At 36.5% G+C, this 15,090-nt stretch carries 13 protein-coding genes; 12 read left to right on the top strand and 1 reads right to left on the bottom strand.

From position 1 onward, the window contains the following. Positions 1-10 precede the first annotated feature (10 nt). On the bottom strand, positions 11-640 hold the full coding sequence (locus HWV03_RS03105; RefSeq protein WP_211678410.1) for a TetR/AcrR family transcriptional regulator: 630 nt from the start codon (positions 638-640) through the stop codon (positions 11-13). Between the two features lie 316 nt (positions 641-956). On the opposite strand from HWV03_RS03105, the gene hpt reads away from it, so the two are divergent. From hpt to HWV03_RS03165, 12 genes are all read left to right on the top strand, one after another. Then, the gene (gene hpt, locus HWV03_RS03110; protein WP_211674028.1) at positions 957-1,490 is read left to right on the top strand and encodes a hypoxanthine phosphoribosyltransferase; all 534 of its coding nucleotides are present in this window, start codon (positions 957-959) and stop codon (positions 1,488-1,490) included. A gap of 202 nt (positions 1,491-1,692) precedes the next feature. Next, the gene (locus HWV03_RS03115; protein WP_211678411.1) at positions 1,693-2,658 is read left to right on the top strand and encodes an ABC transporter ATP-binding protein; all 966 of its coding nucleotides are present in this window, start codon (positions 1,693-1,695) and stop codon (positions 2,656-2,658) included. Between the two features lie 31 nt (positions 2,659-2,689). Then, a complete protein-coding gene (locus tag HWV03_RS03120) occupies positions 2,690-3,460 on the top strand; it encodes an ABC transporter permease (RefSeq protein WP_211678412.1) in 771 nt (256 codons plus the stop codon). Positions 3,461-3,540: 80 nt separating this feature from the next. Next, a complete protein-coding gene (gene trmB, locus HWV03_RS03125) occupies positions 3,541-4,242 on the top strand; it encodes a tRNA (guanine(46)-N(7))-methyltransferase TrmB (RefSeq protein ID WP_211678413.1) in 702 nt (233 codons plus the stop codon). Positions 4,243-4,960: 718 nt separating this feature from the next. Further along, on the top strand, positions 4,961-6,124 hold the full coding sequence (locus tag HWV03_RS03130; protein WP_211678414.1) for a polysaccharide export protein: 1,164 nt from the start codon (positions 4,961-4,963) through the stop codon (positions 6,122-6,124). Positions 6,125-6,163: 39 nt separating this feature from the next. Next, on the top strand, positions 6,164-6,595 hold the full coding sequence (locus tag HWV03_RS03135) for an arsenate reductase/protein-tyrosine-phosphatase family protein (protein WP_211678415.1): 432 nt from the start codon (positions 6,164-6,166) through the stop codon (positions 6,593-6,595). Positions 6,596-6,743: 148 nt separating this feature from the next. Continuing rightward, positions 6,744-8,933: a polysaccharide biosynthesis tyrosine autokinase gene (locus HWV03_RS03140; RefSeq protein WP_211678416.1), complete on the top strand. Its 2,190-nt coding sequence runs from the start codon at positions 6,744-6,746 to the stop codon at positions 8,931-8,933. Positions 8,934-9,780: 847 nt separating this feature from the next. Next, complete coding sequence (locus HWV03_RS03145; protein WP_211678417.1) at positions 9,781-11,055, top strand: flippase; 1,275 nt, start codon at positions 9,781-9,783, stop codon at positions 11,053-11,055. A 49-nt stretch (positions 11,056-11,104) separates the two neighbouring features. Beyond that, the gene (locus tag HWV03_RS03150) at positions 11,105-11,977 is read left to right on the top strand and encodes a phosphotransferase family protein (RefSeq protein WP_211678418.1); all 873 of its coding nucleotides are present in this window, start codon (positions 11,105-11,107) and stop codon (positions 11,975-11,977) included. Between the two features lie 4 nt (positions 11,978-11,981). After that, positions 11,982-13,028 carry a hypothetical protein gene (locus HWV03_RS03155; RefSeq protein WP_211678419.1) on the top strand — a complete coding sequence of 349 codons (1,047 nt, stop codon included), beginning with the start codon at positions 11,982-11,984 and terminating at the stop codon, positions 13,026-13,028. Between the two features lie 5 nt (positions 13,029-13,033). Further along, a complete protein-coding gene (locus HWV03_RS03160) occupies positions 13,034-13,921 on the top strand; it encodes a hypothetical protein (RefSeq protein ID WP_211678420.1) in 888 nt (295 codons plus the stop codon). A gap of 5 nt (positions 13,922-13,926) precedes the next feature. After that, complete coding sequence (locus HWV03_RS03165) at positions 13,927-14,817, top strand: sulfotransferase family protein (protein WP_211678421.1); 891 nt, start codon at positions 13,927-13,929, stop codon at positions 14,815-14,817. The last annotated feature ends 273 nt before the right edge of the window (positions 14,818-15,090 follow it).

Below are 15,090 nucleotides of genomic sequence, written 5' to 3' on the forward strand. Positions count from 1 at the left end.
CGTGCTCGCGTTAAGCTTTCGCTAATGCTGACGTTACATACTTTTCTAAAAACTCAATAATCCTTTTTTTATCCATGGCTTGAGGTTGATTCACTAATTGTAAGATCATATAACCTTGGTTGGATAGACTGCGGGCAAATTCAGTGGTGGTTAAATAGGTATTTATTTCACCCGATGCGATAGCAGGTTCTATCTTGTTGCTGATAATGGCGATGTTGTTATCGAGTAGCGCCAGATAACGCGGCCAAGTATCTTCTCGAATAGAGGAACTCCATTCTAACCAAATGTAAGTGAACTGTGGATTATTGATGGCGGCGTCAACAAAATCGGCTAAATAGTCATGAATGGCTTGGTGCGCGCTTTTACTTGGTTGCCCTGCAAGGTCAATAAAGTTCTTACGTACCATGTGGCTAAAGAAGTCTTCAATTTGTATTAATACACTGTCTACCAGTTGTTCTCTGCTGCTGAAATAGTTAAATACAGTGGCGACGGACACCTGTGCTAACTCTGCTATTTCTGCGTGACCAGCACGGCCAAGACCGCGTTTAGAGAATACTTCTATCGCACACTGCATTAATTGTTCGCGACGAGCTTCGGGAGAGAGACGGGTACGCCGTCTGGTTACTGCAGGCATTTCCATATGTTGCATCCAAGTATAATAATCAAATGTTAATTTATTGTTAATGTTATCATTAGGCCTGCACCGAGTTCAACCGTGACGTGCAACTAATCTCGTTTCTTAGTGATAATAACTCGTATTTAATCATCACAATCTCAGTGGTTTTTAATGAAATTATTTCGACTATTGCCATTAGGCTGTTAGACTGTGCGCAATTTTTAGATATCAACGTTGAGAATCGTTATTTTTGAGGTTGTATATTTTAGACATACATTTTTAGAGAGCGGTATTTATCGGTTATTTGCTGGTGGTGCTGGGATCGTTTGGAGAAATTACCATGAAACACACTGTTGAAGTGATGATCACTGAAGCTGACGTGCAAGCCAAAGTAAAAGAGTTAGCGGCACAAATTGAAACGCATTATAAAGATACTGAAACGCTAATCATTGTTTGCTTATTACGTGGTTCAGTTATTTATATGTCGGATCTGTGTCGTCATATTAATTTACCGATTGAGTTAGACTTCATGACAGCATCAAGCTACGGTAATTCAATGGAAAGTAACCGTGATGTACGTATCTTAAAAGACTTAGATAGCGACATTAAAGGTAAAGATGTACTTATCGTTGAAGACATCATTGATACTGGTTTCACACTGAGCAAAATCAAAACGATGTTAGAACTGCGTGATCCTAAATCAATCACTATTACGACACTATTAGACAAACCGTCTCGTCGTGAAGTAACGGTACCGGTTGATTGGGTTGGTTTTGAGATCCCTGACGAGTTCGTGGTTGGTTATGGTATCGATTACGGTCAAAAATACCGTAACTTACCTTACGTAGGTAAAGTTGTACCGTTAGAAGGTTAAGTTTTACTTAATCTGTTCGAGTCGTTTAAAGCCGTTCAGCCGCAATAGCAGATCTTACTTTAAACGACCCGTTTTTATTATTGCCTTTGGTAGACTTCAGTCTTTCATGGCGAGTTTAAGCTGGAGTCTCTACTCCATCCTCGCATTTCTACACCATTCCAGTATAATTCATCTCCCATTCTTCACTAGGTTTGTTCATCTCATGACGTTAGCACTTGAAATAAAAGGGCTCCAGAAGACGTATTCTGGCGGAGTTCAAGCGGTCAAAAATATAAACCTTACCGTAGCCAAAGGTGATTTTTATGCACTGTTAGGGCCTAACGGTGCGGGTAAGTCGACGACTATCGGCGTGATGAGCTCATTGGTAAATAAAACCGCCGGACAAGTTAAGATCTTCGGTTTTGATATTGATACAGATCTTGAAGCGGCCAAGAGTAAGATTGGCTTAGTACCACAAGAATTTAATTTTAATCCGTTTGAAAAGATTGAAAATATTATCGTCAATCAAGCGGGTTATTATGGTGTACCGCGTAAAGAAGCGTTAGTGCGTTGTGAAGCATTATTAAAACAACTTGAATTATGGGACAAACGGCATGACGCGGCGCGTAATTTATCTGGTGGTATGAAACGTCGATTAATGATCGCGCGTGCATTAGTGCATGATCCAGAGCTGCTTATTTTAGATGAACCAACGGCCGGTGTTGATATTGAATTACGTCGTACCATGTGGGAATTCTTGCAGCGTAAGAATGAGCAGGGTATTACGATTATTCTTACCACGCATTATTTAGAAGAAGCAGAAATGCTGTGCCGTAATATCGGCATTATTGATAAAGGTTTGTTAATTGAGGATACCTCAATGAAAGCCCTATTATCACAATTAAATAGTGAGTCCTATTTACTTGAAATAAAGAGTCGACTTGATATAAACAGTCGACTTGATATAAACAGCAAATTAATCAAACCTGAATTAGACGGTTACAGCTGTCGATTATTAGATGATCATACCTTAGAAGTGGATGTGGCTAAAAATCGCGGTTTAAATTCGTTATTCGCGCAATTGGCGACAATGAACATTCAAGTTCAGGGGATTCGTAATAAAGAAAACCGTCTCGAAGCGTTATTCATGGATATAGTCGAGCAGGGTAGACAAGTGCAAGCCCAATAATTTGCACGGACACTTGAATAAGTGAGTTAAAATGAAAAAAAATTATTTAATCGCGTTTAACAGTATTCTGAATAAAGAAATCACCCGTTTTACGCGTATTTGGGTGCAAACCTTAGTACCGCCAGCCATTACCATGTCGTTATACTTTGTCATCTTCGGCAACCTGATTGGCTCTCGTGTCGGCCAGATGGAAGGGTTTAGCTACATGGCGTTTATTGTTCCAGGTTTGATCATGATGTCGGTGATCACCAACTCTTACTCAAATGTAGCGTCGTCGTTTTACAGCGCCAAGTTTCAAGGCAATATTGAAGAATTATTAGTATCACCGGTACCCACTTATATCATTATCGCCGGTTATGTCGGTGGCGGTGTTACGCGTGGCTTACTCGTAGGCTTTATTGTGACTTGTGTGTCGCTGTTTTTTGTACCACTGCAAATTCATAGTATATTAGTGATCGTGAGCACGTTATTACTTACCGCTATCTTGTTTTCGTTAGCAGGGTTGTTAAATGCTATCTTTGCAAAAAGTTTTGACGATATCTCGATTATCCCTACGTTTGTATTAACGCCATTAACCTATTTAGGTGGTGTGTTTTATTCAACGTCACTGTTACCACCGGTATGGGAAACTATTTCACACGCCAATCCCATCATTTATATGGTCAGCGCATTCCGTAATGGTTTCTTAGGCATCGAAAACATTCCATTATTCTATTCATTTACTGTCATTATCGGTTTTATTGCGGTGCTTTATGCATTGGTATATCGCTTGATCAGTAAAGGTGTTGGTTTAAGAAGTTAACAATAAAAATACTTCCTCCCTAATCCTCGGCTTGGTAAAGGGAGGGGGTTATCACTCGTATTAACAAATCGGTAAAACAAATGAATACTCAGCAGCAAACAACACAAGACGATTCGATGGGTAACTCTCGAGAGATCACAACTAACCAAACGGGCTTAAACGAGCACCTAGATGAAGTGGTATTAAAACACCTTAAGCACAAATTCCGTAAGCCATACCGTCAGCATACCGTTGAAGCGTTTGAACAGATGCAAGCGATTGTAGCCGCAGATCCACGTCCGATTATTTTTGATTCTTGCTGCGGCGTTGGTGAAAGCACTGCGAAGATTGCGCAGCTGCACCCTGACTGTTTGGTATTTGGTATGGACAAATCGGCAGACCGTTTAGACCGTAACGAACAGCATCGTCATGCGCATCAAATCGATGGGCAGGTATATCATTTATTTCAGGTGGATTTAAACGATCTATGGCGTTTAGCCGTGGATGCAGGCTGGCAGTTACATAAACACTATATCTTGTATCCAAATCCATGGCCAAAAGCCAAACATTTACAACGACGCTGGCATGGTGCGGCGGTCTTCCCGTCAATCTTAGCGTTAGGTGGTGAATTAGAGCTGCGCAGCAACTGGCAATTATATTTACAAGAGTTTCAGCATGCTTTATCACTGGCGAATGTAAAAAGTGACTTGCAGACGTACAAAGCAATAGAAGCCACCACACCATTTGAGCGTAAGTATTGGGCGAGTGGGCAAACGTCTTGGCAGTTAATCGCTAAACTGTAATTTAATTGGTAGATTATGTTTTCTTACAACCGCTTACAATATTTGTGGCTTGTATTTTGTATTCTATGTAAGGTTTTTAACCTTAGTCGCGATTTCTAATTATATTTATTACAGTGTTAGGATGACTTAAACTTTAATACTTAGTGATGGTTATTAGTTTAATATTGCTAGTCCCATCACATTTATATATTATTTTTGAATATTTTTTATTAAGTTCATAACTAATTGATATAAGAATTAAATTAATATTACAGTGTGACTTTTTATTCCATTTTGAGTAGGCGAGTGCTTGCTGTAAATAGGGGAATATGCGAGAATCGCATCGATTTTAAGCGTGTAAATTGAAGATATGGATTATTAATAGGTATCGATAAATAGATGCCTATAAATTTATACTATTTAAATATCAACTAATTTAGTTACTTATCAGCGTTGAGGTGCTGCAACCTTCGGGCGGTAGCGTGATTTTTATAAATAATGTGTGTTTGACTAAGCATTTTTAGAATTTATCAACATTTCATTACAGATGTCACAAATCACACAACCCCAATGTAACTCACTTGTAACCTTGGCGCAACATGCGTACTTGATACAGATTACATAAAGTTAGAACAATATATCTAAAAGTGTGACGTAATTGGCGTTACTTTATTAGTTTTAGTTATTCTCCCATCATAGCGGTATAATCCCGCTTTATTTAAAATAAATATTGGATCATATGAAGCATTATAAAAAATTGCTGCTAGCTGTTGCTTTACCTGTCATTTTAGCCGGTTGTACTGTACCTGGCACTTACTTAAATGTAGACGATAAGCAGGCATCTGAAAGTGCCAATGATGATAGTTCAGAAACCGTTGATATTTTAGAGCGTGTTAATCTATATCCATTAACAGCAGACAAAATGGCAAGGTATAAAGCACCGCGTTTGAGTGCGCAAATTAATCCTGAATTAGATGCCAAATTAGCCGCCTACGAATACCGTATTGGTGCGGGTGATATTTTAAATGTAACGATTTGGGACCATCCAGAATTAACCATTCCTGCGGGCTCTTACCGTAGCGCGAGTGAATCGGGTAACTGGGTACATGCCGACGGTACTATTTTCTACCCTTACATTGGTTTTGTGGCTGTTGCAGGTAAAACAGTCGTTGAAGTTCGCGCCATGCTAACGGAGAAATTAGCCAAGTTCATTGAAACGCCGCAAGTCGACGTTAACGTAGCCGCGTTCCGCTCTAAAAAAACCTACATCACGGGTGAAGTGAACAAACCCGGCCAGCAATTTATTAGCAATGTACCGCTAACATTATTAGATGCAGTCAACCACGCTGGTGGTTTAGCGGCCGATGCAGATTGGCGTAATGTCACGTTAACGCGTCAAGGTGTTGAGAAAAAACTGTCTTTACATGCCTTAATGCAACGCGGTGATTTAACCCAGAACCGTTTATTAATGCCGGGTGATATTGTGCACGTACCACGTAATGATGCACAAAAAGTGTTTGTTATGGGCGAAGTGAACGAACCTAAACTATTAAAAATTGACCGTGCAGGCATGAGCCTGACCGAGGCATTGAGTAATGTCGGTGGTATTAATCAATTGGCTGCAGATGCTACCGGTATCTTTGTGGTGCGTGCTAACCGCAGTGCTGAATCAGACACTGAGACCAATACGAACAGCAATATAATTGCAGATATTTATCAATTAGACATAACGAATGCAGCCGCGCTGGTTATTGGTACTGAATTTGAATTAAAACCTTATGATATTGTCTATGTGACGGCAGCACCAATGACGCGTTGGAATCGTGTTATCGGTCAGATATTACCTACAATATCAGGCTTTAATAACCTGGCTGAAGGCATTAACCGTACTCGTACTTGGTAATTAACCCTGAATTGAAGAATTAATCGAAAGGTTGTTGTTATGTTTAATAATATTTTAGTGGTGTGCGTGGGTAATATTTGCCGCTCACCATCGGGCGAGTATTTGCTTAAGTCGCTATTGCCGAATAAACATATTGCTTCGGCAGGCGTTGGTGCGCTTGTCGGTAAGCCTGCAGATAAACTGGCTTGCCAGGTGGCAGAAGAAAATGGCATTAGCTTAGCTGGTCATCAAGGCCGTCAACTTACCTCGGCATTATGTCGTGAATTTGATTTGATCTTAGTGATGGAGCAAGGCCATATTAATGCGGTGACTAACATTGCCCCTGAAGCGCGTGGTAAAACCATGTTATTCAGCCAATGGTTACAAAAGCAAGATATCCCGGATCCGTACCGCCAAAGTAAAGAAGCGTTTGATCATGCTTACAACCTAATTGAAGCTTCTGCAAAAGCATGGGCCCAAAAGTTAGGTTAATAGCAGTTAGGTTAATAACTGTTAGGTTAATATAAGCTAAGTTAAAGCTGTTAAGTAGCCTCTATGTCGAACGACTATGACTACTTAACCTACTTATTACGCAAGCTATTTAGCGCTTAAATTTAAACATTGGAATTTGATTACTATTATGAGCAGCAATACACTCAATCAAACAAACAAGTCGCAGTCGTCATCAAGTAGTGACGCCGACGAAATCGATTTAGGCAAGTTATTCGGCATATTACTGGACGCGCGATGGAGTATTGTCGCGGTTACCTTTATTTTTGCTGTATTTGGTGTTGGCTATGCGTTATTAGCAACGCCAGTATATAAAGCCGATGCATTAATCCAAGTGGAACAAAAAAGCAGTGGTATGTCAGCCCTTGTTGGTGACATGGGGGATATGTTTTCGAGTGAGTCTTCTGCGACGACCGAAGTTGAGATCATTAAGTCACGTATGATCTTAAGCAAAACTGTTGAAAAACTCAATTTAACCACGCTTGCTGCGCCTAAATACCTGCCTGTTATTGGTAAAGGCTTGGCACGCATTAGCGGCCAACAGAATGACATTACGATCAGTCGTTTTGACATTCCACGTCATGCTGCGCCTGAATTTAGTTTGATTATTGATGATGCCAGCAAAGGTAGTTATTCATTGTATGACGGTGACGAACGTAAGGTGTTATCTGGTGTTGTAGGTGAATTAGCGCAAAACAATGATTATCGTTTGTTTGTGCAAGCGTTAGTGGGTAACAATGCTGATGAGTTTACAATTGCTAAACAATCGCAACTTGATGCTATTCAATGGTTACAACAGAATTTGTCGGTGAGTGAACGCGGTAAACAAACCGGTATTTTAGAATTATCCTTTAGTGGTGAAGACAAAGTCTTAATTGAAGATATTCTGAATGATGTAAGTCAAAACTACTTCTTACAAAATGTACAACGTAACTCGGCTGAAGCAGAAAAAAGCTTGGCGTTTTTACAAGGCCACCTACCAAAAATTAAAACAGAGTTAACTGCGGCTGAAGATACCCTAAACCGCTTTCGACAAGACAACGAATCAATTGATTTAGGGTTAGAAGCCCAGTCAACGTTAAAAGTAATGGTTGCGTTAGAATCGCAGTTAAATGAATTAACGTTTAAAGAAAGTGAAATAAGCCAACGATTCACTAAGGACCATCCTGCTTACAAATCGCTGTTAGATAAACGTGAAGTCTTGTTAGCGAAGCAACATGAGTTGAATGCACAAGTACAACAATTACCAAAAACTCAGCGTGACGTATTACGCATGAAACGTGATGTTGAAGTAAACCAGCAAATTTATATTCAGTTGTTAAACAAGGTGCAAGAACTGAATATTTTGAAAGCCGGTACGGTTGGTAATGTCCGTATTCTTGATACTGCCCAAGCGTATAGCAAAGCAGTGAAACCGAAAAAATCACTGATTGTGGTATTAGCAACCTTATTAGGTGGCATGTTATCGGTTGCTGTGGTGCTTGTTCGTGCTGCGCTGCATAAAGGTGTTGAAAACCCGGATGACGTTGAAGCGTTAGGTTTACCGGTTTATGCCAGCATCCCTATGTCGGATTGGCAGGCAGAAATGGACGTTAAGCTTAAACATAATAAGCGTAAAAAAAATTTTGAATTACATGAAACTTTGCTAGCAGAATCGAACCCTGCAGATTTATCGATTGAAGCATTACGTGGTCTACGTACCAGCATGCATTTTGCCATGATGGAAGCCAAAAATAACGTAGTGATGATCTCGGGCCCTGCGCCAGGCATTGGTAAGTCATTCGTATCAGCTAACTTTGCTGCTGTGATTGCGAAAACAGGTCAAAAAGTATTGCTAGTTGATGGCGACATGCGTAAAGGTTATTTACAACGTCATTTCAACCTAGAATGGGAACGTGGCTTATCAGAAATGCTGTCGGGTAAATTAGACACTAAAGACGTAATCAAATCATCGAGCATTGAAAACCTCGACGTTATTACTCGTGGGCAAGTACCACCAAACCCGTCTGAATTGTTAATGCATCCACGCTTTAGCGATTTTATCACATGGGCATCGAGTGAATATGACTTAGTGCTGATTGATACACCGCCGGTACTGGCGGTAACAGATCCAAGCATCGTTGGCGCACTAGCGGGTACAACCTTAATGGTTGGTCGCTTTGGTCAGAATACCGTGAAAGAAATTGAAGTTGCACGTCACCGCTTTGACATGGCTGGCATTGAAGTGAAAGGCTTTATTCTGAATGCGGTAGAGAAGAAGGCGAGTGCGTCTTATGGCTATGGTTATTATAACTATAGCTATGAGAGTGATGAGGCTTAATCTCAGGGGAATATCATGAACATTCACGTAATATAAGACTTCATCAGCTTAAGATAAAGAAAAGAAGTGGTGCAGTTTAACTCTATTGAACACTCCTAAAAGTATTTCAGTACAATGTTAATTAATGGCGGTTATATGAATACTAAATTTAAACGTCCTAAATTTACAGCTGAATTATACGAGACGCTGTAAACTTGTTACTGAGAAAAACATACCAGACAAGAAACGGTAGAGAGCGATTACACGTTGGGTTCGGGCTGTAAGTAGCACGCAAGCCCGACCTGGAAAATTGAGAATGTATAATACTAACCAATTAGTTGCGAAAATACGGATTTGATATAGGCAATTATAAAATATGGTGTTTAATGTCGCGCTTAGATTTGTAAGCCCGCCTTCAACGCGCTTCAAAGAACTGCCAACAGTAAGCGTAATTTTAATATTGCAGATGGCTAGACCGTAAATTCGATGTCCAACAACCTAATAAAGATTGGAGAACTGAGGTTATTAACGTGTGTACGCTTGAGGTTGGGTGTATTGAACCGTCGTGATAGATTCTATTCAAGGTAAATTGTTGGATAGAGTATTTGCGGCGAACCCCCAATACTGGTGTGTGCATTATTCAGAACGAGACCGCTAATACGCGAACATCTGCGTTACGACAGCTTGAAATATGAAATTTACGGATAATAACTCTTCTTTACTTTAATATTATATTCGAGGTCATGTGATCTGATAAGTTGTATCTGGTTAACTATCAAGTATTAAATTTATTTATTCAAGAAGAAAAGGGGTTAGATAGATATATGAGAAAATATGTTCTAGAAAAAAGTTGTGGGATAGTGAACTAATGGATACTCGTTTGTTGGTTAAACAATTTATAGGTACTGCGGGAGTTCAATTAACAGCAAAAGCTCTAGCTGTACTTACTGGTATTGTTTATGCTCGATACCTAGGCCCTGAAGAATACGGTATATATGGCTATGTTATATCGATAATTACACTTCTAACACTACCTGCTATTGCTGGATTACATGATCTACTAATTCGAGAGGTTGCTAATTATCAATTAGGTAACAAACTGACGTATATATCAGGAATTATCAGTTGGTCTCGTAACTATGTAATCATAGTGTCATTTATTGTTGTAATATTGACATTCTTATCTATGAACATGAACATTTTCAAATCTAGTATAATAGTATTAATGAGTATAGCTTTATTCCAAATACCAATTAGAGGCCTGATGTCTCAACAGTCTGCTATATTAAATGGTCTTAGAAAACCAATACTTTCACAGGTACCGATGGGGATAATATCGCCGTTAATAATATTACTTATACTATTTATTTCAATAATTAACCAAAAACAAATAACGAATATATTTATTATTAAAATTACAATTTTCAGTTCCATAATCGCCTTGATATTAAGTGCATTTTGGATAGGAAAATATAATGGAGTAAAAGATAATAAAAATGTGAAACACTTTGATCTTAAATCTTGGCATAAAAGTTTGTGTCCTTTCGCTTTGATGTCCATCATTAGCACTCTGAATTCGGAGCTGGCGACAGTATTTATCGGTTGGTTAGATAAGCCCGAGTCAATTGCATACTTTAAAGTTGCAATGCAAGGAACACTGTTGATTTCATTAGGATTAAATGCCACAAACACGATCATCATGCCAAGAATTGCAAGGCTTTATAAAAATAAACACGCTGATAATATTCAACAACTTTTGACTAACAGCGTTAGGCTGAATGTAATAATTTTATTACCAATTATATTTACCTTATTAGCCTATGGAGATGTTTTAATAAACGTTCTATTTGGCAAGGAATATGCGGCTGCATATCCGATAATGATTGTTTTATGCGTCGGACAGATAGTAAACGTGTCAATGGGATCTGTTGGTATTGTACTTACAATGACTCACAATGAAAAATATTGTTTAAGAGCGTTACTTTTAACATTAATAATAACAGTAATTTTGTTGAGTATTCTTATTCCTTTATACTCATCTTTAGGTGCCGCATATGCCATATCTGCAAGTGTTGTTATTTGGAATGTTGTAATGTCTTTTTATGTATATAAATTAACGGGACTAAAAGCCTATATAAGATAGAGCATAATTAATAAATTTGAGTTAAATTAAATTAGGTGTAAGTGAATATATGGAAGACATTAATTATAAGTTACAGGCCGCATCACACTCCGGAGCTAGTCTTACGATATTGGAGATTATGAATGAATATTTTGTAAAAAAAGACATTGATACTTCGATAGATAAAAATTTCTTAGCCGCTATTAAACAAAAAAACTTCAAAAAAATAAAAACGCCTACATATGAGATTAATGCAATACCAATAACGAACATTATAAAAAAAGAAAACTTTTTGTCGATAACCATGCCATATGCAGAAGGTTTAGGGGGCGAGAAAATTGCCTATAAAGGTTCGAAAGTAGTAGCTAGAAATTTGAAAGTAGCATTGAACTTCTATTTGATCAATAACTTTTCTATGAGTGCCGAAGGGACTGTATTGACTCATGAAATTTATAATAAACTCGATGAAATAAAAAATAAAACAAAGGGAAAAGATAATATATTTCCAATGCTTTCCGAATGTATAAGTAAAGTTAAATCGTTCTGCAATGAAGATTTGAAAATACCGATAGGCCCATGCCATGGAGATTTAACACTTTCAAACCTTAAAATCACAGAAGAAAATCAGCTGTTGTTATTCGACTTTTTAAGTTGTGAAATAAATAGCCCATTGCAAGATGCTGCTAAATTATTACAGGATTTCGAGTATGGATGGAGTTTTCGACATGAAAAAGATAGTATTCGTATAAAATGTGAAATATTTTGTGAATATGCTATACCCTACTTTATTAAAGCACTTGATAAATTGTATTATTATGAAATGAGAGTTATAGAAGCTTTAACCATCTTAAGAATCGCGCCTTATATAAAAAGTGAAGATAAGGTCACACAAGATTGGTTTAATGAAACCATTAATAAAATAATGAATAAATTGAAAGGATAATTACATGTTTACTTTGATTTTACCTGTTGCTGGTCGTTCATCTCGCTTTCCTAATATGCGTCCTAAATGGTTATTAACAATGCCTGATGGTAAGTTGATGATTGAAAAATCTATTGAACAAATTGATCTAGATATCTTTGATAGAATAGTAATTGTTTGCCTAAAAGAACATCTAGAGAAATACACAACAGAATTAATGGTAAAAGACAGTTTTTTTAAAACAACAGGGAGAGAGCCTGACGTTGTAATTTTAGATAAAGAAACCACGTCACAATCAGATACAATATATCAAGCAATTAAAATCGGTAATATTAATGGAGCTATCTTTATTAAAGATTGTGATAATACTTTCCGATGTAAACCTGAGCCTATCAACTCGGTTACAACTGTCGATTTAAACAATATTGAACTCGTTGACGCTAAAAATAAAAGCTACGTAGAAGTTGATTCATTAGATGTGATTTCAAATATAGTAGAAAAAGAAGTTATTAGTAATTATTTCTGTTGTGGAGGTTATAGCTTTTCTTCATCAATCGAATTCTGTAATACATTCGAAAATCTTACTTCAAATAGTGAAATTTATATATCACATGTGATATATAAAATGTTGATGAATAATGAAGAGTTCATTCGAAAATCCGCCTATGATTATATTGATTGGGGAACTTTACGTGAATATAGACATTATTGTAAAAAACATCTTACTATTTTCTGTGATGTGGATGGAGTTCTGCTTAAAAATGGAAGTAAATTTTCTGAAAATGGTTGGAAAACGCAAGGGATAATTGATAACCTGCTGAAAATTAAAGAACTTCAGAAGGATGGTTTTTTATTCCTAATTCTGACTTCTTCAAGACCTGAAACTGAAATTGAATATACAATCAATGAATTATCTAAAAGTGGAGTTCGGGTTGATAGGTGTTTATTTGGGCTACCCCATACTCGTCGAGTATTAGTTAATGACTACTCTATGACAAATCCATATCCTTCTGCAGTATCAATTAATTTAGAACGTGATAGTGCTACACTAGCCCAATTTTTTGATGATTAAATGAAATGAGAATAGCAATAATTCTGCATGGCCCCTTAGTTTCGATTGGGAAAAGTGGTGTGAATGCCCACATAGCTAGACAAAACATTAAAAATGAACTGGTTTGCACGTACCCTTGTCTAGAATTTAAAAACAACTTAACGAAAACGTCGAAGTATGAAAAGTATTATATTTCCAGAGAAAAAATAGATAATACAGACATTGACGCAGTAGTTTTATATGCTAATACTAGCAGCCATAATTGGTATGAAAATAATGCAAATTTATTAATTGAAAACTTGATAGTTGGTTTATCAATGCCCAGTATTGATTATGATTATTATTTATTTGTAAGAGCTGATCAGTTGGTTGATATTGATGCTATTGTTAAAAACAATTTTTCAAATAAAAAAATGTTATTTTCATTTGTGGGTAAAAATAGAATATATTTTCAAGACTTTGTTATTGGAATACCTAAACTATATAAATTTGAAGTTATTGAAATTCTTAAAAATTTAAAACCTATGTCAAGTAATATACATATCGATTTACCTCTAAGAATGATCAAATATTTCAATGGTTATGATACTGGAAAGTATTGTAGAACAAACCCGGAAATTATGCGTGAATTGTTTTTTGAGTATAATGAATTTATAGACGAGTATGTATCAACCTTAAATTTAGAAGTGTATAAAAATATCGAGTGGCGAGGGAGTCGGTTATCGGATTATTTTATTGAAAATGAATTGATGTTAATAAATAATCAGGAATCGAAACCACCTTTTTTATTTTTAGAGCCGCTACATAAATTATGCTGTTATGATTTTACGCTTTATTTCGGGGCCCCGTTCGGTAAGATCGTAAATAAAATATGTGGTAAAATATATTCATTGACCACTAATGTGAAATGGTAGACTAAATGAAAAGAAACATATTTGTTATAGGAATGCCTAAAAATGGAACTACATCACTATCTGAATGGCTAGATTGTTATAGTGAAATATCAGTAAGTAGTGTAAAGGAACCTCATTATTTCTTACCTAAAGACAACAAGCATCGTTCGGTAAAGTCAAAAGTTGAATATGACAATACTTTTAACGAGGAATGTGAAACAAGGGTAGATTGTTCTACGCTGTATTGTTTTTATGAATCTACAATAGAGGCGATATCTAAACTTAGCAACAGTAAAGTTGTTTTTATCATTAGAGAACCTCTTGCGTTCATAAAAAGTCATTATGCTCAACAATATTCTACATTTGATGAAGTTGAAGATAACTTTAACAAAGCGTGGGATAGGAGTGAACCACCAAAAAATGAATATTGCAGAGATGAACTGTTAGTGTCTTATAAAGAAGTGTTGAATTATAAAAATATAATTGAAAATATTAATCGCCATTTTAATCCGGACTCTAGGCTGTTCATATACTATGAAGATTTAATTAATCATCAAGAAGACACGCTATTAAAAATACTTAGTTTCATAGATATTAAAAATATAAATGAAAATGACTTTAAGTTACCATTTTCAAACAAAATGAAAAGAAAACCACAGTTGAGCAGGTATCTACACACTCTCAATAAAGAAAATGTTTTTTACAAAATGTTTTCGACTTTTAATAAAAACATATTTAAAGGCGTATTTAGAATATCTTATATTGAAAATGTATTATCAAAATATGGTAAGGAAAGGGTCGTGGAACCTCTTTCCCTTGAAAATGAAAAAGAGCTATATGAAATCATGAATAAACAATATGATTATATAATTAGACAATTTGGTGACTTACCAGATAATTGGAAACCACGAAATTAAGAATAACATTAATTATAGGCGCGGGTGGGGGCGAATATACGGATTGTAAAAAATTAATTAGTATGTGGAAAAGGCGCTAATCCGGAAAATAATTACTTCTAAACGGCACAGTAAAATTAAATGCCGAGTTTATTGTTATTTCATTTCATTCCATTTGTTAAATTTTTTCCAGTTTTGAACTCATATTTCCGTAGTAATCACTCTAGAGTTACTAGTAATTTAATTTAAGTGTAGAATAAAGGAGAGTAATTTGATTTTTTACGTGGGTGATAT

It is taken from the genome of Moritella sp. 36, from assembly GCF_018219415.1.
In the GTDB taxonomy this organism is placed as follows: Bacteria; Pseudomonadota; Gammaproteobacteria; order Enterobacterales; family Moritellaceae; genus Moritella.